The organism is Nonomuraea sp. NPDC005501 (assembly GCF_040605905.1).
Taxonomy (GTDB): domain Bacteria; phylum Actinomycetota; class Actinomycetes; order Streptosporangiales; family Streptosporangiaceae; genus Nonomuraea.
Window position 1 is genome coordinate 1 of record NZ_JBEXDT010000027.1, and the last position, 19,956, is coordinate 19,956.

The window sequence follows — 19,956 nt, forward strand, 5'->3', positions numbered from 1 at the left end:
GAGTTCTTCTCCCTCTCGTTAGACCGTGGTCCCAGGGACGGCGGCTTCCGCTCCGACGACCGCGGCCCCAGGGACGGCGGTTACCGCTCCGACGACCGCGGTCCGCGCGGCGGCGGCTACCGCGGCGACGGCCAGGGCTCGCGCGACGGCGGCTACCGCTCCGACGACCGCCCCTTCCGCTCCGACGACCGCGGCCCCAGGGACGGCGGTTACCGCTCCGACGACCGCGGTCCGCGCGGCGGCGGCTACCGGGCCGACGACCGCGCCCCCCGCACCGGTGACCGTGGCCGGCCGTTCTCGGCCGACCGTGAGCGCGGCGTCCGCTCCGAGGACCGTCCCCGTGACGGCCATCGCTCGGCGGGCTACCGTGGCGACGACCGCGGTCCGCGCTCGGGCGGCTTCCGCTCCGAGGGCCGTGGCAACGGCTTCCGCTCGGGTGAGCGCCGCTACGGCCGCTGACCCGCGCACCATCCTCGACGGCCCGCCGTACCACTCGAAGAGAGCGGTACGGCGGGCCTCGCCGTTTCCGGCGGCACGTCCCACCGGGACGGTCGCCGTTTCGACGTCCGGTCGTCCCACCAGCGGAGCGGTGCCCAGCGTGGTGCGCGTGTGCGGCGCATGGCCCTCCACAGCTGCCGGCCCTGCACAGCTGCGCCGCCGATGAAGCCCACCCCGACGAGCGGCGCTCCAGGTGCTGGACGGTTACCTGGCGGCCTGCCGCGGGCGCGGAGCGCGGTCAGCCCTTGAGGCCGCTGAGCGCGATGCCCCGGGTGAAATACTTCTGGAAGACGAGGAAGAACACGATCGTCGGGACCGACGCCAGCAGCCCGCCCGCCATGATGGCGCCCTGGTGGTCGGGCCCGGCGAAGTAGGAGTTGAGCCTGGCCAGCGCCACGGGCAGGTTGGCCATCTCGTCGCTCTGCACGATGATCAGGGGCCAGAGGAAGTTGTTCCACTCCGCCAGCACGATGAAGATCGACATGGCGGCCAGGGCCGGCCGCAGCAGCGGCAGCACGATCGTCCACCAGATCCGCCACTCCCCGGCGCCGTCCACCCGGGCCGCCTGGATCAGCTCGTTCGGCAGCGACTGGAGGAACTGCACGAGGAAGAACAGCACGAACGCCTTGGCCAGCGCCGGCACGATGTAGGCGGCGTAGCTGTCCAGCCAGCCCAGGTTCCGCATGATCACGTAGTTGGGGATCAGCGTGGTCTGCCACGGCACCATCATCGACGCGATGATCATCAAGAAGATCACCCGCCGCCCCTTGATGTCGTGCTTCGCGATCACGTACGCCGCCAGCGAGCAGACCAGCAGCGATCCCACCGTGATGGCACCGGTGATGAACAGGCTGTTGAACAGGAACCGCCAGAACCCGAAGTCCACCTGGAACCGCTGGAAGATGCCCTGCAGGTGGCCCGGGTTGATCCGCTGGGCCGACCACGCCGGGTCGTAGAAGTTGTGGACCGTGGGCGACTCGGGCACGAACGACGGCGGTGTCCTGGCCAGCTCCGCCGGCGGCTTGAAGACGGTGATGACCAGCCAGTAGAACGGCGCGATCATCGTCAGCGACAGCAGGTAGAACGGCAGGCGCAGCAGGTGCCTGTTGACCCGGGTGCGCCGGTCGCCGGCCCGCGCCGGCTGCCGGGCGTGACGGGCGGGGGCGATGGTGTCCAGCGGGGCGACGGCCATCACAGCTCCTTCATCGCGCGGCCCACGCGCAGGTTGACGAGGCTCAGCACGAAGATGATCAGGAACAGCACCCAGGCGATCGCCGAGGCGTAGCCGAGCTTGAAGTGGGTGAAGCCCTGGTCGTACAGGTAAGGGACGATCATCAGGCCGGAGTCGAGCACGCCGCCGACGTTGTTGGTGCCGCGGAAGACGATGTACACGGCCTCGAACACCTGGAACGCCCCGATCAGCCCCGTGACCACCACGTACGTGGTGACCGGCCGCAGCAGCGGCAGCGTGATCCGGCGGAACTGCTGCCAGGCCGAGGCGCCGTCGATCCGGGCCGCCTCGTAGTACTCCTCCGGGATCGAGCCCAGTCCCGCCACGTACAGCACCATGCCGTACCCCATGCCGCCCCACACCGACATCAGCACGAGGACCGGGATGGTCAGCCCCGGCGTGGCCAGCCAGGCGACGGCCTTGCCGCCGAACCAGCCCACGATCGTGTTGGCCAGGCCCACGTCGCTGGGGAACAGCACCCACTTCCACAGGAGCATGAGCGCGATGGAGGAGGTGACGGAGGGCAGGAAGAACAGGGTGCGCATGATCCGGTGCGGCCAGCTCGTGCCGTTGAAGGCCAGCGCCAGGCCCAGCGACAGCAGCGTGCCCAAACCGACCGACGCCACCACGTACAGGGCCGTGTTGCCGAGCGCGTGGCGGAACCTGGCGTCCTCCGCGAGCTGGCGGAAGTTGTCCAGGCCGGTGAACACGGCCGGGTTGATCCCGTCGAACCGGGTGAAGCTCAGGAACAGCGAGTTGGCCAGCGGCCAGATGAGGAAGCCCGCGAACAGCGCGAGGAACGGCAGCAGCATCAGGTACGAGGTGCCGTAGCGGCGCAGCGCGCTGCGCAGGGGAGTGGTCACGGCGGAGGTCGCCATGTCGGCCATGTCAGGCTCCTGGATCGGTGGCCGGGACCGGCGCCCACCGGTCCCGGCGGGCGGCTATCCGGCGTTGCGTTCCATGACCTTCGCGGCCTCGGCCAGCGCGGTCTTGACGTCCGCCTTGCCGAGGATGGCCGACTGGAGCTGCTTGGCCACGTCCCCGGCGCTCTCGTCCCAGCCGGGGCAGCCCGGCGCGGCCTTGCCGGTCCTGATCGAGGCCTCGAACACCTGGGCCTGCTCCGGGGTGAACGTCGAGTCCGACACCACCTTGTCGGGGCGCGGCGGGATGAAGGGCAGGTTCCGCCTCTTGGCCTCGTCCACCATCGTGGTGATCGCCGGGTCGGAGTAGAGGAACTTCACGAAGTCGGCGCCGATCTGGGCGTACTTGCTGAACGACGTGACGCCGATCGCGCGCCCGCCGATGAACGTGGTGGGCCCGGCCGGACCCGCGGGCAGCGTGGTCATCGCCCACTTGCCCTTCAGCTTCGGCTTGTTGATGTCGATGCCCTTGGCGATCCAGTTGCCGGCGACCACCAGCGCGGTGCCGGTGTCGAGCGCGTCGGAGCCCTCCACCTGGGCAGTCGGCGCGCCGTGCTTGCGGTAGAGGTCCACCCAGTACGTCAGCGCCTGCTCGGCCTGCGGGGTGTTCAGCGACGGCTTGCAGTCGGGCGTGTAGAACGTGCCGCCCGCCTGGTAGAGGTAGTTGAAGTAGCCGATCCAGTCGAGGTTGCCCCAGTCCTGGCTGTACGGCTTCTTCACCCCGGCCGCCTTGAGCTTGTCGATGTCGGCGACAAGCTCCTCCCACGTCTTGGGCGGAGCGTCGATCTTGGCCTGTTCCAGCAGGTCCTTGCGGTAGAACAGGGCGAACGTCGACATGTCGAGCGGCACGCCGTACACCGAGCCGTCGGGGGAGACGGCCGACTCCCACTGGGCGGGCTGAGCCTGCGCCTTCAGCGCGTCCAGGCCGTGTTGACGCAGGTCCACCATGGCGCCGCGGGCACCGAACTGGATCGTCCACGTCATGCCGCCGGACAGGACGTCCGGGCCGCTGCGGCTGGTGGCCGCCGCCAGCAGCTTGGCGTACGCGTCGTCCCACGACAGGGTCTGCACCTTGATCGTCACGTTGGGGTGCGACTGTTTGTACAGGTCGGCCGCCTTCTGGAAGATCGCGGTCTCGTCGTCCCCGCCCGTGGACCAGAAGGACAGGTTCGCGGGGGCGTTCTGGTCGGCCTGCTTGGTCTCCGACTGGCCGCTGGTGGCGCACGCGGCGCTCAGGAGTGCCACCAGGACCGTGCTGCAGACTGCCGTCGTTCGTCGCATGGGGGCTGTCCGATCTGTCGGTCGGATGGGCGCCCGGTTCCCCTGGCGGAGGCATGCGGAATGTGCGGGGCATCCCGCGCCCGGCGCCCGAATTCACGGGTATGGGGATCTCACCACTTAAACGGGTAAGTTACAATAGGCGGCGATCGAGATTGCCGGAATGTTTCCAGCCCGCCGGCCGTCGGCCGTGGTCCCGCCGCCGGGCGGCCGCGATGAAGCGGTTCAGGGGGCGGTGCGGGGCGGCGGGGCGGTGCTCCCGCGCGGGCGCAGGCGCGCCGCCGGTTCCTCCACGCCGGAGATCTCCTCGCCGGCCGCCCTCCGCAGCAGGAGCCCGGCGGCCCGCGCGCCGGAGGCCGGGATGTCCCGCGTCAGCGCCGTGAGCGGCGGCCGCACCACCTGGCACAGCGGCGAGTCGTCCCAGGCCACGATCGACAGGTCGGCCGGCACCTCCAGCCGCATCTCCCGGGCCACCGACAGGCCCGCCAGCGCGGTGATGTCGTTGTCGTAGACGATCGCCGTGGGCCTGGCGCGCGAGCTGAGCAGCCGCCTGGTGGCCCGGGCGCCCGCCTCGCCGGTGTAGTCGGTGTGCGGGACGGCCGTCTCCTCCAGCCCCAGCGCCGCGAGCGACTCGGTGAACGCCGCGTCCCTGATCGCGGTGTGCGCCAGGGCGGCCGGACCGGCCACCCTGGCGACGCGGCGGTGGCCGAGCGCCGCCAGGTGCTCGATCACCTCGCGCATCGCGGCCGCCTCGTCCGACCACACCGCGGGCAGCGAGCCCGCCGCGGACGGGTGGCCGATCACCACCGCCGGCATGCCCAGCCGCTCCATCACCGGCACCCGCGGGTCGTCCGCGTGCAGGTCCACGAGGATCACCCCGTCCACCCGCCCCTCGCCCCACCAGCGGCGATGTACGGCGATCTCGGCCTCGTGGCCGGCGACCACCTGGAGCATCAGCGCGCAGGAGCGGGCCGCCAGCTCGTCCTCGATGCCGCTGATCAGCTCCATGAAGAACGGCTCCACGCCGAGGAAGCGCGCCGGGCGGCACACGACGAGCCCGATCGCGCCCGAGCCGGCCCCGGTCAGCAGGCGCGCGGCGACGTTCGGCCGCCAGCCGATCTCCTGGGCGATCGCCTGGATGCGCGCCCTCGTCTCGTCCGACACGCCGGGCCGGCCGTTCAGCGCGTAGGACACCGCGCCCTTCGAGACACCGGCCCGCCTGGCGATGTCGGCGATCGTCGGCCTCTTCACGCGCACCTCCGGCATGAAAGTTTCACTGAACCGTATCAGCGGGATGGGCGGTGATCACGCCACAGCCTGCGGTCACGTGCTTACCCGGTTCATCGACCCCGTTCGCTCGGCCTGATCTCGTGGGGCGTCACCCCGATCGTTCCGACGTGACGTCCGGCGGCGGCGCCGTCCGGGCGGCGGCCCGGCCGGGGCGCAGCAGCGTGACCAGCGCCAGCCCCAGCGCCGCGCTCGCCGCCACCACGACCGGCGGCGGGACGAGCTGGGCCGCCGCGCCCGCCACGGCGAAGCCGACGCCCTGCCAGAACATCAGCCCCGACGTCTGGATGCTGAGCGCCCGCCCGAGCAACCTCTCCGGGGCCGCGTCCACCAGCAGCGCGTCCAGTCCCAGATGGTGCGCCAGGCCCATGCCGGACAGCACGAGCAGCGCGACGGCCGGCGGCAGCCCCGGCCACAGACCGAAGCCGAGTTGCGGAGCGAACATCAGCAGGGCCAGCGGCACGATCAGCCGCAGCCGCCGCTGCGGCGAGGCGATCCACAGGCACAGCACCTCACCCAGCACCGTGCCCACGGGCAGCGCCGACATGAGCAGCCCCAGCCCCAGCGTGCCGAACCCCTTCAGCTCCGCGTACGGGGCCGCCAGCGCCTCCGGAGCCACCGCCAGCGCGGGCGCGGCCCAGCCGAACACCAGGACCCGGCGCAGCCGTACGACCCGGAAGACCCGCCCCAGGCCGCCCACCGAGTCGCGGACGAGCGAGGCCGCGGGCCCGGCGGAGGCGGCCGGCCTGACCCTGACACCCGCGGCGAGCACCGCGGCCGACACCAGGAACGCGGCCGTGTCGATCAGCAGCACGGTCCGCGGCGTCACCACGACCAGCAGCAGCCCTCCGAGCGCGAAGCCGCTCACCTGCGCGGCCTGCGCCACCAGCCGGAAGAGGCTCCGACCGGCTATGTAGACGTCGCCGTCGAGCACGCGGGGCAGCACCGCGGCCCGCGCCCCCGCGAAGACCGGCCCCACCAGGCCGATCGCGAACGCGGCGAGCAGCACCGCCACGACCGGCAGCCCGGGCAGCGCCATCACGGCGGCGAGCGCGGCCGTGGCCAGGTTGCACCCCACCAGCAGCCGGCGGACCGGCACCCGGTCGACCAGCGCGGACAGCAGCACCCCACCGAACAGGTAGGGGACGAACGCCACGGTGAACACCAGGGCCGAGAGCAACGGCGACCCGGTCTGGCGGTAGACCAGCACGGTGAGCGCGAACTGGGTCATGATCGTGCCCAGCATGGCCGCCATGTGCGACAGGAACAGGGCACGGAACTCGCGGACGGCCAGGGCATCGCGGTAACGGCCGCGCGCCGTCACGGCCGGGCCGCCGGTCGAGACGTCGGCCGGGTCGCGGGGAGCATCGGCCGGGCTGCCGGTCGAGACGTCGGCCGGGTCGCCGGGAGCATCGGCCGGGCTGCCGGTCGAGCCGTCGGCCGGATCGCCGGGAACATCGGCCGGGACGTCGAACAGGCCGTCGGGCGGGCCGTCGGGCGGGCCGTCGGGCGTGATGGAGGACGGGCCGGGGGAAGGCTCGGGGGGCCGGCCGGTGGATCGGTCCATGGGGCCTCCTCGGAGGGTGGGACGCCGGCGCGGCCGGCCGCGCCGGTCATCGGGCGACCGGCCACGCGGCTACCGGTCAGTAGGCGTAGCGCATGCGGGATCACCTCCTCGGGAGAGCGTGACGGGCAGGGCTCGCACCCCGCGCAGGGTGCCGCTGTCCCACATGACCGGCTCGCCGTCGCGGCGTACGCCCGCGTAGCCGGCCAGCTCGGTGAACAGCACCCTGGCCTGCATCGACGCGACCCCGACGCCCAGACAGGCGTGCAGGCCGCGGCCGAAGCCGAGGTGCGGGTTGGGGTTGCGGCCCAGGCGCAGCGAGTCGGGCTCCCGGAAGACGGCGGGGTCGCGGTTGGCGGCGCCGATGATCAGCGTCACGCCGTCGCCGCCGCGCACCTTGTGGCCGCCCACCTCGGTGTCCGTCAGGCAGCCGCGGGCGAGCACCTGCACCTGACTCGTGTAACGGACGACCTCTTGCACCGCGGATTCCGGATTTCCGGTGAATTTTGGAAGGACGCCCGGATTATCGGTGAAGGCGAGCAACGCGAGCGACAGCAGCCGGGCGGACGATTCGAAACCGGCGTGAAATGTGGACCGCAGGGAATTCATTACCAAACGACGATCCACGCCGAGACCGTCGAGTTTTTTACTGACATATGCGAACATGCCGCCAGGGCGGTGCTCGCTCATCCAGCGCTCGATCATCTCGTCCAGCTCCGCGCGCGCCGCGAGCCCGGCGGGTATCACCTCGGGCCGCAGCCCCGCGTCCATGGTGTCGATGACGGGCGGGGACACGCGCCGCAGCAGGGCGAGGTCCGGGGGATCGACCCCGAGCAGGTCGCAGATCGTCCCGACCGTCAGCGGCAGGGCCACCTCGTCCACGAAGTCGGCCGTCCGCCCGTCCACCCCCGCCAGCAGCGCCCTGACCCGGGAGGCCGTGCGCCCGGCCAGCGCGACGTGGTCGCACGCCCGGTAGGCGGCCGTGAGCAGCCGCCGCACGGGAGGGTGCTCGGGCGGGTCCACGGTCTGCAGCATGACCAGCTCGCCGGGGACGCCCTCGCCGAGCCGCCGCCAGTCGGAGGTGAAGCAGTCGAGCCGCTTGAGCACCGCCGTGCAGTCCTCGTGACGCGTCAGCACCCAGGTGCCGAGCTCCTCGAACCAGAAGAACGGGTCGTTCTCGCGCCATGCCGAGTACACCGGAGTGGGGTCGCGCAGTATTTCGGGGCGGAGCAGTGTACGGAGCGAAAGCGGAAAGAGGCTTTCCGTCGGCACAAAAGCCTCCATCGGCTGGTCGAAAATTCCCCTGTTCATTTGCCAAATGGACCATAGATGAATGACAGAATGGGGTCAAGATCAGTTCGCCGGCATCGTGTCTCGCGTTCCGGACACCGGACGTGAGAACCACGCGGGCCGACTAGGCTGGTCGTGCACGTCAGCCGACCGACGAGAGAGACCATGAAGACCTTCGAAGAGCTGTTCGCCGAGCTGTCCGAGAAGGCGCGCACCCGGCCCGCGGGGTCGGGCACCGTGGCCGCGCTGGACGCCGGCGTCCATGCCATCGGCAAGAAGGTCGTCGAGGAGGCCGCCGAGAGCTGGATGGCCGCCGAGCACGAGTCCAGCGACCGGGCCGCCGAGGAGATCTCCCAGCTTCTCTACCACGTGCAGGTGCTCATGCTCGCGAAGGGCATCGGGCTGGACGAGGTCTACAAGCATCTCTAGGGCGCCCGGCGCCCGCCTCGCCCGACCCACGCCCGCACCCGCGAGACACGAAGAGACGACACCGACATGATCCGACTGGCAGTACCCAACAAGGGCGCCCTCAGCGAAGCCGCCCAGGCCATGCTCAAGGAGGCCGGCTACCGGCCCCGCCGGGACAGCAAGGAGCTGTTCGTCCTCGACGAGGACAACGGCTGCGAGCTGTTCTTCCTGCGCCCGCGCGACATCGCCGTCTACGTCGGCGAGGGCACTCTCGACGCCGGCATCACCGGCCGCGACATGCTCGTCGACTCCGGCGCGCCGGTCGAGGAGATCATGCCGCTCGGTTTCGGCGACTCCACGTTCCGCCTGGCCGCCAGGCCCGGCACGCTCTCGTCGGTCAAGGACCTCGACGGCATGCGCGTGGCCACCTCCTACACCGGGCTGCTCGGCAAGTACCTGTCCGACGCGGGCGTCGACGCGCGCGTCATCAAGCTCGACGGCGCGGTCGAGACCGCCATCCGGCTCGGCGTGGCCGACGCGATCGCCGACGTCGTCGAGACCGGCACGACGCTGCGCAACGTCGGCCTGGAGGTGTTCGGCGAGCCGATCATGCGCTCGGAGGGCGTGCTGATCAAGCGGCAGAGCGCCCCCGAGTCGCCCGGCGTCCAGCAGCTCGTGCGCCGCTTCCAGGGCGTCGTGCACGCGCGCGACTTCGTCATGATGGACTACGACATCCGCGCCGAGCGCATCGAGGAGGCCATCGCGCTGACGCCCGGCATGGAGGGCCCGACGGTGTCGCCGCTGCACCGCGAGGGCTGGGTCGCGGTCCGCGCCATGGTCCGGCGCAAGGGCCACCAGCAGGTGATGGACCAGCTCTGGGACATCGGCGCCCGCGCGATCCTGGTCACCGACATCTACGCCTGCCGCCTCTGACCGGTCCTTCTCCTGTCCCCGGCGGCTTTCGGGTCACCGCCGGGGCCTCCGTCGTGTGCCGCACGCCGCCGGGCGGCCCGCGCCGCGCATGTCGTGGGGCTCGCGCGCGGTCGCTTCCGGCCGGACACCCCGCTCGGCCGACCGGTGGAGCGGGCGCGTCGGTTAGCCTTCCGGCATGAGCGCGCGACCGGCCAGGGGTAGCCTTCCGGCATGAGCGCGCGACCGGCCAAGGGCGGCGGGCGGTGGGTGTCCGTGCCCCCCGAGCGGGTCCACCCGTGGATCGACGGGTTCGCCGACCGGCACGGGCCGTTCGAGGCGACGGGTGACGACCGGGCGGTGCGGCTGGTGGCCGCCGACGGGGCGCTCGCCGAGCTGCACGCGCCCTTCCCGCCCATGCGCCCGGGGCCGCCGCACGTCACCCGGCTCGTCGCGCACGCCCGCGCGGAGCGGCGGATCGGTGTCGTGCTGGTACGGCTCGGCGGGTACGCGGCCGGGGTGTTCCAGGGCTCGGAGCTGGTGGCGTCCAAGGTGGGCTCCCGGCTGGTCCAGGGCCGCACGGCGGCGGGCGGCTGGTCCCAGCAGCGCTTCGCCCGGCGGCGCCGCAACCAGGCGGACCAGGCGCTGGACAGGGCCGCCGACACGGCGCTGCGCGTGCTGACGCCGTACCTGCCGGAGTTGGAGGCCGTGGTGCTCGGGGGAGACCGGCGGGCCGTGGACGCCCTGCGCGCCGACCGACGGCTCGCGCCGCTCCTGGCGCTGGAGGCGGAGCCGTTCCTGACGGTCCCGGACCCCAGGCTGGCGGTGCTGCGGGAGACGCCGGCCCAGTTCCGCGCGGTCCGCGTCCACGTGGTGGACCCGCCATCGCCCACGGGTACGGGACCCGCTTCGGGCAACCCGGCTTCCCGGCTGGACCGCGGGGGACCTGCGCCCGAAGGTTCGTGACTCCGGCCCGCTGACGCGGCTTCCCGGCTCGATCGCACGGGGCCCGTGCGGCCGTCCGCCGTCTTCGGAGGCGCGGGACCGACTTCCTCGCTTCGAGTCCGTTCGGTGGGTGAGTTGCCGGGGCATTCTGCGGGGGCACAATGAAACGCGAAGTAGAATATTGTTCCGGTAAGCGGTTGCCAGAGAAACCGCAGGTTGAGTCGATTCAAAAGAATGTTCAAGGCCGCTATGATGAGCGACGTTCACCCCCGGCGCGGCCTCGTGAGGATCCATGGCGACAAGGAGCATCAAGGAGGTCGCGCGTCTGGCGCGCGTCTCGGTCGGCACCGTGAGCAACGTGCTCAACCGGCCGGAGATCGTCGCGCCGGCGACCCGGGCACGGGTGTTCGACGCCATCCGCGAGCTGGGCTTCGTGCGCAACGAGGTGGCCCGCCACCTGCGCGTCGGCCGCAGCCGCACGGTCGGCCTGGTCGTGCTGGACGTGGCCAACCCGTTCTTCGCCGACGTCGCCCAGGGCGCCGAGGCGCTGGCCGACGAGCACGACACGATGGTCGTGCTGTGCAACAGCGGGGCCGATCCGAGCCGTGAGCGGCGCCATCTCGACCAGCTCGAACAGCAGCGCGTCATGGGCATACTGATCACCCCGGTCGACGCGCAGCATCCCCGGCTGGCCGAGCTGGCCGCCCGGGGGACGCCCGTGGTGCTGGTCGACAGCTCCGCCACCGGCCTCCAGTGCTCGGTGGCCGTGGACGACCGGCTCGGCGGCCAGATCGCCGCCGCCCACCTGATCGAGCGGGGACATCGCCGCATCACGTTCGTCGGCGGGCCGCCGTCGATCAAACAGGTGGCCGACCGGCACGCGGGTGTGGCCGGGGCCGTAGCCGCGGCCGGGGGCGTGGAGCTGATCGACTCCTCGATGCCCATGCTCAGCGCCGCGGCCGGGCGCGCCGCCGGTGAGCGCGTCGCGGCCATGCACGCGGGCGAGCGGCCGACGGCCGCCTTCTGCGCCAACGACCTGCTCGCGCTCGGGTTCCTGCAGGCCATGGCCGCGTGCGGGCTGCGCGTGCCCGACGACATGGCGATCGTCGGCTACGACGACATCGACTTCGCCGCCGCCGCGGCGGTCCCCCTCTCGTCGGTGCGGCAGCCGCGCGAGCTGCTCGGCCGCACGGCCATCGAGCTCCTGCTGGAGGAGGTCGCCCACCCGGAGCGGCACCGGCACCGGCAGGTGATCTTCCAGCCGGACCTGGTCGTCCGGGAGTCCAGCGCACCGCGAAGGCGCAGCTAGAAGGAGCACCACCGTGACCGAGATCTACCGCAACCGGCTCGCGGGACCCGACGACCTGGCGGGGTTCCGGATGGAGGGGGCCGGGGCGGTCTCCTTCCCCATGGGCAGGATGCGGCTGGAGAGCCTGCGCCCGCCGGCCGACGGGCAGGCCGCCAACCTGGTGCTGTGGTGTCCCGAGGACTTCCCCGCGGACGTGCGGATCGAGTGGGACTTCTGGCCGGTCAGGGAGCCGGGCCTGGCCATCCTGTTCTTCCACGCGCGGGGCAGGGGCGGCGAGGACCTGTTCGACCCGGCGCTGGCCAGGCGTGACGGGCCGTACGAGCAGTATCACAGCGGCGACATCGACGCCTACCACGTGTCCTACTTTCGACGGATGTGGCCCTCGGAGCGAAAGTTGCACACCTGCAACCTGCGCAAGAGCCACGGGTTCCATCTGGTCGCGCAGGGGCCCGACCCGCTGCCCGCGGTGCTCGACGCCGAGGGGCCCTACGCCATGCGTCTCGACATCCGCGCAGGTGAGGTCACGTTCTCGGTCAACGATTTGGTCTCGTTCAGCTGGATGGACGAGGGCCTCACAGGCGGTCCGGCCCTGGCCGGAGGCAAGGTCGGCTTCCGGCAGATGGCCCCATTGATTGGCGAATACGGAAATCTCCGGGTTTCGCGTCATTGACTCTGAGTCGATTCAACACTACGTTCGCCACCACCGAGACGTTCATCCGTCCGTAACGGGGCGGGAACCACGGTGCAACACCCCCATCGCCGTGTCCGTGCACACGCCACGAGAAAGTGCTGCCGGATGAGCCATACCACCACGTCAACCAGGGTCTACGCGGTCTGCTCGGAGCTCGTCTGGGCGGTCCGCCTGAACCTGCTGTGGATCGCCTTCACTCTCGCGGGTGGAGTCGTCCTGGGTCTGGGCCCCGCCACCGTCGCCGCCTACACGCTGGCTCGGAGGCACGCCCGTGGTGAATCGTTTCAGGCGATTCCGGAGTTCTGGTCCGTCTACCGGCGGGAGTTCGTCCGCGGCTCGCTGCTGGTGCTGCCGGTGGCGGTGCTGGCCGTCCTCATGGTCGGCAACTACCTGTACCTCTCCGCGCTCGGGCCCAGCATGGGAACGCTGCGGATCGCGACCTTCGTGGCGCTCATCGCACTGGCCGGTGTGGGGGCGTACGTGGGGCCGCTCTACGCGCACTTCGACCTGCCGCTCCGGGCGTACTGGCCCAAGGCGGTACAGCTAGCGCTCCTGCGCCCGGCCTCGTCCGTGCTGTTGCTGCTAGCCCTCTCAGCCATCGCCTACGCGACCTCGGCGGCGCCCATCCTCGCCCCGGTGATCAGCTTCGGCGCGTGGATCTACCTCAACACGTGGCTCTGCCTGCGCTTCTTCGAGGAGAACGAGGCGCGCCTGCATTCGAAAGGGAACACATGAGCGCACCCCGTCGCCGCCGGCTCATCGCCGGTGCGCTAACGCTCACGGCTGCACTCACCGCCTCGGCCTGCTCCGGTGGCGGTGACGCGCCCGCGGCGGATACCAACACGATCACGTTCGTGTCGAGGCTGTTCGGGACGGCGCCCGATCCCAAGGGCGAGATGCAGCAGGCGATCGAGAAGTTCCTCGGCAAGAAGATCCAGGTCACCTGGGTGCCCAACGCCGAGTACTCCGACAAGCTCAACGTCATGCTCGCCTCGGACAAGATCCCGCAGGTCGTGGACGTGGACCCGCACATGCCGGCGTTCGTCAAGTCCGCCCAGGCCGGAGCGTTCTGGGACCTGACCGACAAGCTGGACAAGTACCCGAACCTCAAGCCCGCCGACGAGCGCACGGGCCTGAACTCCTCCATCAACGGCAAGATCTACGGCTTCTACCGGATGCGCCCCCTGCTGCGCTCGGCCATCGTCATCCGTAAGGACTGGCTGAAGAAGCTCGGCCTGGAGGAGCCCAAGACGGTCGACGACCTGTACGAGATCGCCAAGGCGTTCACCGAGAAGGACCCGGACGGCAACGGCAAGAACGACACCTACGGCCTCGTCATCCCGAAGTGGCCCGGCAACTACGCCACCGCCAGCCCGTACGACGTGATCGAGACCTGGTTCGGCGCCCCGAACGGCTGGGGGCAGCGCGACGGCAAGGTCGTGCCGGGCTTCGACACCCCCGAGTTCCTCGAGGCCAACCGGTGGCTGAAGAAGATGGTCGACGGCGGCATGGTCAACCCCGACTTCGCCACCCTGGACGCCGCCAAGTGGAACGAGCCGTTCCACCAGAACAAGGGCGGCATGATCATCGACGTCAACATCCGCTCCCGGCAGGTCCTCGACCTGTTCAAGGAGGACGACCCGGAGAACTACGGTGACAAGGTCACCATGGTCGGCAACCTCGCCCGCTCCGACGGCAAGAAGTTCTCCTACCCGTTCACCGGCTACAACGACGTCCTGGCCATCTCCAAGCAGAGCGTGCGGACCGACGCCGAGCTCGACAACGTCCTGAAGACGCTGGACAAGCTGGCCACCAAGGAGGGCCAGGTCCTGCTCCAGAACGGCATCGAGGGCCGCAACTTCAAGGTCGAGAACGGCGACACCGCCGCGCTCATCAACGAGGACGACCCCGCGGTCAAGACCATCCAGGACAACGTGGACGACGCCTTCACCCAGCTCAGCACCAAGGGCACGATCGACATCGGCGGCATCGCCTACCAGCGCGTGCCGTCCGGCGAGCCCTACAAGAACATGCTGAAGCTCCAGAAGGAGCTGGTGGCCGAGGACCTCAAGACGGCCGTGCACAACGTGGGCCTGCCCGTGGTCTCGCCCACCGCCGTCGCCAAGGGCGCGCTGCTCGACACGATCATTCCGGACGCCCGGATCAAGTACCTGTCGGGCACCTTCTCCGAGGACCAGCTCAAGGCCGAGATCAAGCGCTGGTACGACAGCGGCGGCACGCAGGTGACCGCCGAGGTCAACGACCTGGTCTCCAAGCTCGGTCAGTAGACGCCCTGAGGGGCCCGGGCCGCGTCCCGGGCCCCTCACACGAAAGGAGGCCGCTGTGGCCACCGACCTGGCGCCGCCTCGCGTGAAGGCGGTCCCCACGGCGAAGAAGCGGCGCGCGGACAAGGTGCCGCTCGGTACGGCGCTCATGCGCTACCGCTGGCTCTACCTGATGCTCCTTCCGGGCCTGGCCTACTTCGTGATCTTCAAGTACCTGCCGATGTACGGCGTGACGATCGCGTTCCAGGACTTCCTGCCCTTCCTCGGCTACTCCGGCAGCCCCTGGGTCGGCTTCAAGCACTTCCAGGAGCTGTTCGCCGGGCCCGACTTCGGGCGGCTGCTGTTCAACACGATGTTCCTGGCGCTGCTGCACATCGTGTTCGTCTTCCCCGCGCCGATCATCGTCGCGCTGCTGCTGAACGAGCTGCGGATCAACGTGCTCAAGCGCACGGTCCAGTCGCTGGTCTACATCCCGCACTTCCTGTCCTGGACGATCGTCGCCTCGCTGACGTACCTGCTGTTCGCGGCCGACTTCGGGGTGATGTCCGGCTGGATCCGCGACATCATGGGCGACACGGCGAAGATCGACTACATGGCGATGGAGGACTGGTTCCGGCCGCTGATCATCCTGCAGCAGCTCTGGAAGCAGACCGGCTGGGGCACGATCATCTACCTGGCCGCGCTGGCCGGCGTGGACCCCAACCTGTACGAGGCCTCACGCATGGACGGCGCCGGCCGCTTCCGGCAACTGTGGCACGTCACGCTGCCCGCGATCCGCCCCACGGTCGTCGTCATGGCGATCCTCGCCTCCGGCAACCTGCTCGACTCGGGTTTCGAGCAGATCTGGCTCATGACCACCTCGCTGAACCGCTCGGTGGCGGACGTGTTCGACACCTACGTCTACTACGCCGGCATCACCCAGGGCGCCATCAGCTACTCCACGGCGGTCGGCCTGTTCAAGGGCGTGGCCGGTGTCCTGTTGATCTTCGGCTCCAACTGGCTCGCCAAGCGCCTCGGCCAGCGTGGACTGTTCTAAGGAGCCCCGAGCATGAAGACCAAGACCGAAACGCCGGTCGGCAACGGCAGCTCCCTCGGCAGCCGCGTGTTCGACACGCTGAACATCGTCGTGCTCAGCGCCCTCGCGCTGGTCACCATCCTGCCGCTGCTGTACGTCCTGGCCGGATCGTTCGCCGGCGAGGCGGAGATCTCCTCGCGGCCCTTCTTCCTGTGGCCGAAGAAGATCGTCACCGAGTCGTACCAGTACATCTTCGCCACCGACACCTTCGTCCGCGCGCTGGTCACGACGATCGTGGTGACGGCGGTCGGCACGGTGGTGCAGCTGCTGCTGACGTTCACCATGGCCTACCCGCTGGCCAAGCGGTACCTGCCGGGCCGGACGCTGGTGCTGAACCTGGTCATCTTCACCATGGTGTTCTCCGGCGGCATGATCCCCACCTACCTGGTGGTGCGCGACCTCGGGCTGCTGGACAGCTACTGGGCGCTGATCCTGCCACTGGCGATCAACCCGTTCTACCTGATCATCGTGAAGAGCTTCTTCCAGGAGCTGCCGCAGGCCCTGGAGGAGGCGGCGCGGATCGACGGCTGCAACGAGATGGGCGTCTTCTTCAAGATCGTGCTGCCGCTGTCGAAGCCGATCATCGCGACGTTCTCGCTGTTCTACGCGGTGGCCATCTGGAACGACTACATGTCGCCGCTGCTGTACCTCAGCGACCCGTCCAAGTGGACCTTGCAGATCCTGGTACGCCAGCTCACCAACAACGACGCGGCCAACGCCCTGGCGCAGATGGACCGGGCCTGGGTGCCGCCCGAGCAGGGGCTGAAGTTCGCCGTCGTGGTGATCGCGACGCTGCCGATCCTGTTCGTCTACCCGTTCCTGCAGAAGCACTTCGCCAAGGGAGTGCTCATCGGAGGCGTCAAGGAATGACCCGTACGGTGCTGCTGGCCGGGGACTCGACGGTGGCGTCGTGCCCGGCGTCCGAGGCGCCGATGTCCGGGTGGGGCGCGCAGCTCGGGGGGCACGTCGGCGGGCCGGTGCGCAACTTCGCCAAGGGCGGGGCCACCACGGCCGGCCACCGGGCCGAGGGCCTGTGGGCCGCGCTCCTGCTGGAGGCGGCTCCCGGCGACCTCGTGGTGATCCAGTTCGGGCACAACGACCAGAAGGAGCCCGAGCTGCCGTACCGCGACAACCTGCGCGCCTTCGTCGAGGAGGCGCGCGGCGCGGGCGCCCTGCCGGTGCTGTGCACGCCCGTGCAGCGCCGCCGGTTCGTGGGGGACCGGCTGGCGCCGACGCACGGCGACTACCCGGACCGGGTCCGCGCGCTCGCCGCCGAGCAGGGGGTGCCGCTGATCGACCTGACGGCCGCCACCACCGAGCTGTACGAGCGCCTCGGCCCGGAGGGGTCGAAGGCGCTGTTCACCCACTTCCCGCCCGGCGGGCATCCCCTTCACCCGGACGGGGTGGCCGACGACACCCACTTCTGCTTCCGCGGCGCCGACGAGGTGGCCGCCATCGTCGCCGAGCGACTGAAGGAGATCGCATGACCGTGCTGCGCTGGCTGGACCGACCCGCGGAGCAGGGGGTGACCTGGGGAGTCCCCTGGTCGCGCGGCACGGTGGAGCCGGGCGCGGCGTTCGCCCTGGCCGATCCGCAGGGCCGCGAGGTCCCGGTGCAGAGCTGGGTGACCGCGACCTGGCCGGACGGCTCGGTGAAGTGGTCGGCGCACGCCGTCGCCCCGGAGGCGGAGCCCGCCGCGACGTACCGGCTGGAGCCCGGCCGCGGTCCGGCCGCCCCCTCCTCGCCCGTCACCGTGACGCGCGGGGACGGCGTGCTGCGCGTGAGCACGGGCGTCGTGACCTGGACGATCGAGGAGTCGGGCGCCACGCTCGCCCGCTCGGTGGAGCGCGGCTCCCAGGAGATCGTCCGCGACGTCCGCCTGGTCAGCCTGCACCAGGACGGGCCCACGCCCGACGACGCCGGCACGCTCACGAGAGCCGAGGCGACCGGTCACGTCACCCGCGTCACCGTCGAGCAGGACGGCCCGGTCCGCGCGGTCGTCCGGCTGGAGGGCCACCACGTCCGCACGGTGGGAAGCACGGCGGGAGGCACGCTGGGAAGCACGGCGGGAGGCCCGCTGGGAAGCACGGCGGGAGGCACGCTGGGAGGAGACGGCGGCGCGCGGCTGCCGTTCAGCGTGCGGCTGTACTTCTACGCCGGGGCCGAGGACGTCCGCGTGGTCCACACGTTCGTCTGGGACGGCGACTCCGAGCGGGACTTCCTGGCCGGGCTCGGCCTGCGCGCCGATGTCGTCATGCGCGACGAGCTCCACGACCGGCACGTACGGCTGGCCGGGCCGGACGGGTTCCTCACCGAGGCCGTGCGCGGGCTGACCGGGCTGCGCCGCGACCCGGGCGAGGTCGTGCGGCGGGCGCAGGTCGAGGGCCGGCCGTGCGGCCCGATCGGCAATCCTGAGGTGGCCGGCCGCCTGCACCTCATCCCGGCCTGGAACGACTACACCCTCGACCAGACCTCCGCCGACGGCTTCACGCTGCGCAAGCGCACCGGCGAGGGGCACGCCTGGGTGACGATTCCCTCGGGCACCCGCTCGGCCGGCTACGGCTACGTGGGCGGGGTGAGCGGCGGGCTCGGGTTCGGGCTGCGCGACTTCTGGCGGCTGCACCCGACGCGGCTGGACGTGCGCGGCGCGGCCACGGACCTCGCCACGGCGACGGTGTGGCTGTGGTCGCCGTCCGCCCCGGCCATGGACCTGCGGTTCTGGCACGACGGCATGGGCCAGGACACGTACGCCGAGCAGCTCGAAGGGCTGGAGATCACCTACGAGGACCACGAGCCGGGCTTCGGCGACGCCCACGGCGTCGCCCGCACCCATGAGCTGACCCTGCGCGTCCACGAGGCCACGCCCCCGGCGGAGGCGCTGGCCGCGCACGCCGTGGCCATGAACGACCCCGCGCTGCTGACGGCCCCGCCCGCGCGGATCCGCGCGGCGGGCGTGTTCGGCGACTGGGCGCTGCCGGACCGCTCGACCCCGGCCCGTACCGCGATCGAGGACCGGCTGGACTTCCTGTTCGACCTGTACACGCGGGAGCGGGAGCAGCGCCGCTGGTACGGCTTCTGGGACTACGGCGACGTCATGCACACCTACGACGCCGACCGGCACACCTGGCGCTACGACGTGGGCGGCTACGCCTGGGACAACTCGGAGCTGTCGCCCGACCTGTGGCTGTGGTACCAGTTCCTGCGCACCGGGCGGGCCGACGTCTTCCGCTTCGCCGAGGCGATGACCCGCCACACCGGCGAGGTCGACGTCTACCACCTGGGCCGCTGGAAGGGGCTGGGCAGCCGGCACAACGTGCAGCACTGGGGGTGCAGCTGCAAGCAGCTGCGCATCTCCAACGCCGCCTACCGGCGCTTCTTCTACTACCTGACCGCCGACGAGCGCGCCGGCGACCTGCTCGACGAGCTGTCCGAGCCGGAGGCGACGTTCGTGGCGATCGACCCGCAGCGCAAGGTGCGCGAGGACGTCTACACGCCGGACCCGTCGGCGTTGTCGGTCGGGCTCGGGACCGACTGGGGCGCGCTCGCGGCGGCCTGGCTGACCCGCTGGGAGCGGCACGGCGACGAGCGGGCGCGTGACCGGCTGCTCGGCACGATGGCCGGCATCGGGGCGCTGCCGCAGGGGTTCCTGACCGGCGAGGCCCGGCTCGACCTGGCCACAGGGCGCTTCGACGCCTCCCGCGACGCGATCATGGTCTCGCACCTGTCGTCGGTGTTCGGCCTGCCGGAGATGTGCTCCGAGCTGATCGCGCTCGACCTGGACGTGCCGGGCTTCGAGCGGGCCTGGCTGGACTACTGCCGGCTCTACCTGGCGCCCGCCGCGGAGCAGGCCGCCGAGGTGGGGGAGCCGCTGCGCGGCATCTCGCTGGTGCAGGCGCACAGCCGGCTCACCGCGTACGCGGCGGCCCGCACGGGCGACGCGGCGCAGGCGGCGCGGGCCTGGCGCAAGTTCTCCCTGGACGAGGACGACCAGCTCAACCGCAACGAGCTGCAGCGCGAGCCGCACTGGCGGCTGACCCGCGTGGAGGGGCCGGGCGTGCTCGCCGCCGTCGAGGAGGCGCCGTTCGTCTCGACCAACGACGCCGCCCAGTACGGCCTGGCGGCCATCCAGAATCTCGCGCTCATCGGCGAGCACCTCCCGGAGCAGGCTCCCCGCGAGAAGGAGAACCCGGAGGAGGCGTCCCGGCGGTAGGGGAGGGAGCGGCGGGACAGAGGTGACGAGCAGGGCGATAACGGGAGGTGGGACTC

General features: G+C 71.0%; 17 protein-coding genes and 1 pseudogene. 12 read left to right on the top strand and 6 right to left on the bottom strand.

Annotated features, from left to right (window positions below):
- Positions 1–459 (top strand): annotated as a pseudogene (locus tag ABZS51_RS15745) (RNA helicase); the annotation flags it as partial.
- A 277-nt stretch (positions 460–736) separates the two neighbouring features.
- Here the strand turns inward: ABZS51_RS15745 and ABZS51_RS15750 are convergent.
- From ABZS51_RS15750 to ABZS51_RS15775, 6 genes are all read right to left on the bottom strand, one after another.
- Positions 737–1,690, bottom strand: coding sequence for a carbohydrate ABC transporter permease (locus ABZS51_RS15750; protein ID WP_355440800.1), 954 nt, complete (start codon positions 1,688–1,690; stop codon positions 737–739).
- Positions 1,690–2,616, bottom strand: a complete 927-nt coding sequence (locus tag ABZS51_RS15755) for a sugar ABC transporter permease (protein ID WP_355440803.1) — start codon at positions 2,614–2,616, stop codon at positions 1,690–1,692. Before ABZS51_RS15755 ends, ABZS51_RS15750 begins: the two co-directional genes overlap by 1 nt.
- Before the next feature lie 54 nt (positions 2,617–2,670).
- Positions 2,671–3,894: an extracellular solute-binding protein gene (locus ABZS51_RS15760; RefSeq protein ID WP_355440806.1), complete on the bottom strand. Its 1,224-nt coding sequence runs from the start codon at positions 3,892–3,894 to the stop codon at positions 2,671–2,673.
- A gap of 258 nt (positions 3,895–4,152) precedes the next feature.
- Positions 4,153–5,178: a LacI family DNA-binding transcriptional regulator gene (locus tag ABZS51_RS15765; protein ID WP_355440978.1), complete on the bottom strand. Its 1,026-nt coding sequence runs from the start codon at positions 5,176–5,178 to the stop codon at positions 4,153–4,155.
- Positions 5,179–5,305: 127 nt separating this feature from the next.
- Positions 5,306–6,781: an MFS transporter gene (locus ABZS51_RS15770; protein WP_355440808.1), complete on the bottom strand. Its 1,476-nt coding sequence runs from the start codon at positions 6,779–6,781 to the stop codon at positions 5,306–5,308.
- A gap of 69 nt (positions 6,782–6,850) precedes the next feature.
- Entirely contained in the window at positions 6,851–7,975 is a 1,125-nt protein-coding gene (locus ABZS51_RS15775; RefSeq protein ID WP_355440810.1) for a cytochrome P450, read from the bottom strand.
- A gap of 258 nt (positions 7,976–8,233) precedes the next feature.
- Here ABZS51_RS15775 and ABZS51_RS15780 point away from each other — a divergent pair, with 258 nt between their 5' ends.
- From ABZS51_RS15780 to ABZS51_RS15830, 11 genes are all read left to right on the top strand, one after another.
- Positions 8,234–8,497, top strand: a complete 264-nt coding sequence (locus ABZS51_RS15780) for a phosphoribosyl-ATP diphosphatase (protein ID WP_214636287.1) — start codon at positions 8,234–8,236, stop codon at positions 8,495–8,497.
- A gap of 66 nt (positions 8,498–8,563) precedes the next feature.
- Entirely contained in the window at positions 8,564–9,409 is an 846-nt protein-coding gene (gene hisG / locus ABZS51_RS15785; protein WP_310708957.1) for an ATP phosphoribosyltransferase, read from the top strand.
- Between the two features lie 210 nt (positions 9,410–9,619).
- On the top strand, positions 9,620–10,351 hold the full coding sequence (locus ABZS51_RS15790) for an acVLRF1 family peptidyl-tRNA hydrolase (protein ID WP_355440815.1): 732 nt from the start codon (positions 9,620–9,622) through the stop codon (positions 10,349–10,351).
- A 271-nt stretch (positions 10,352–10,622) separates the two neighbouring features.
- Entirely contained in the window at positions 10,623–11,639 is a 1,017-nt protein-coding gene (locus ABZS51_RS15795; protein ID WP_355440818.1) for a LacI family DNA-binding transcriptional regulator, read from the top strand.
- Between the two features lie 13 nt (positions 11,640–11,652).
- Positions 11,653–12,309: a DUF1961 family protein gene (locus ABZS51_RS15800; protein WP_355440821.1), complete on the top strand. Its 657-nt coding sequence runs from the start codon at positions 11,653–11,655 to the stop codon at positions 12,307–12,309.
- A 126-nt stretch (positions 12,310–12,435) separates the two neighbouring features.
- Positions 12,436–13,065 (top strand): DUF624 domain-containing protein, encoded by a 630-nt coding sequence (locus tag ABZS51_RS15805; RefSeq protein ID WP_355440823.1) that lies wholly within the window; start codon positions 12,436–12,438, stop codon positions 13,063–13,065.
- Positions 13,062–14,618 carry an extracellular solute-binding protein gene (locus ABZS51_RS15810; RefSeq protein ID WP_355440826.1) on the top strand — a complete coding sequence of 519 codons (1,557 nt, stop codon included), beginning with the start codon at positions 13,062–13,064 and terminating at the stop codon, positions 14,616–14,618. Before ABZS51_RS15805 ends, ABZS51_RS15810 begins: the two co-directional genes overlap by 4 nt.
- A gap of 55 nt (positions 14,619–14,673) precedes the next feature.
- On the top strand, positions 14,674–15,651 hold the full coding sequence (locus ABZS51_RS15815) for an ABC transporter permease subunit (RefSeq protein ID WP_355440829.1): 978 nt from the start codon (positions 14,674–14,676) through the stop codon (positions 15,649–15,651).
- 12 nt (positions 15,652–15,663) lie between these two features.
- Positions 15,664–16,560: a carbohydrate ABC transporter permease gene (locus tag ABZS51_RS15820; protein WP_355440832.1), complete on the top strand. Its 897-nt coding sequence runs from the start codon at positions 15,664–15,666 to the stop codon at positions 16,558–16,560.
- Positions 16,557–17,177, top strand: coding sequence for a rhamnogalacturonan acetylesterase (locus ABZS51_RS15825; protein ID WP_355440835.1), 621 nt, complete (start codon positions 16,557–16,559; stop codon positions 17,175–17,177). The genes ABZS51_RS15820 and ABZS51_RS15825 overlap by 4 nt, the downstream gene beginning before the upstream one ends.
- The gene (locus ABZS51_RS15830; protein ID WP_355440838.1) at positions 17,174–19,900 is read left to right on the top strand and encodes a Tat pathway signal sequence domain protein; all 2,727 of its coding nucleotides are present in this window, start codon (positions 17,174–17,176) and stop codon (positions 19,898–19,900) included. Before ABZS51_RS15825 ends, ABZS51_RS15830 begins: the two co-directional genes overlap by 4 nt.
- Positions 19,901–19,956 lie beyond the last annotated feature (56 nt).

Excerpts from the sequence above, each read along its gene's own strand:
- ABZS51_RS15805 (WP_355440823.1), top strand. The coding sequence starts at position 12,436 with ATGAGCCATACCACCACGTCAACCAGGGTCTACGCGGTCTGCTCGGAG.
- ABZS51_RS15810 (WP_355440826.1), top strand. The coding sequence starts at position 13,062 with ATGAGCGCACCCCGTCGCCGCCGGCTCATCGCCGGTGCGCTAACGCTC.
- ABZS51_RS15770 (WP_355440808.1), bottom strand. The coding sequence starts at position 6,781 with ATGGACCGATCCACCGGCCGGCCCCCCGAGCCTTCCCCCGGCCCGTCC.
- ABZS51_RS15755 (WP_355440803.1), bottom strand. The coding sequence starts at position 2,616 with ATGGCCGACATGGCGACCTCCGCCGTGACCACTCCCCTGCGCAGCGCG.
- ABZS51_RS15830 (WP_355440838.1), top strand. The coding sequence starts at position 17,174 with ATGACCGTGCTGCGCTGGCTGGACCGACCCGCGGAGCAGGGGGTGACC.
- ABZS51_RS15825 (WP_355440835.1), top strand. The coding sequence starts at position 16,557 with ATGACCCGTACGGTGCTGCTGGCCGGGGACTCGACGGTGGCGTCGTGC.
- ABZS51_RS15780 (WP_214636287.1), top strand. The coding sequence starts at position 8,234 with ATGAAGACCTTCGAAGAGCTGTTCGCCGAGCTGTCCGAGAAGGCGCGC.
- ABZS51_RS15795 (WP_355440818.1), top strand. The coding sequence starts at position 10,623 with ATGGCGACAAGGAGCATCAAGGAGGTCGCGCGTCTGGCGCGCGTCTCG.
- ABZS51_RS15820 (WP_355440832.1), top strand. The coding sequence starts at position 15,664 with ATGAAGACCAAGACCGAAACGCCGGTCGGCAACGGCAGCTCCCTCGGC.
- ABZS51_RS15750 (WP_355440800.1), bottom strand. The coding sequence starts at position 1,690 with ATGGCCGTCGCCCCGCTGGACACCATCGCCCCCGCCCGTCACGCCCGG.
- ABZS51_RS15790 (WP_355440815.1), top strand. The coding sequence starts at position 9,620 with ATGAGCGCGCGACCGGCCAAGGGCGGCGGGCGGTGGGTGTCCGTGCCC.
- hisG (WP_310708957.1), top strand. The coding sequence starts at position 8,564 with ATGATCCGACTGGCAGTACCCAACAAGGGCGCCCTCAGCGAAGCCGCC.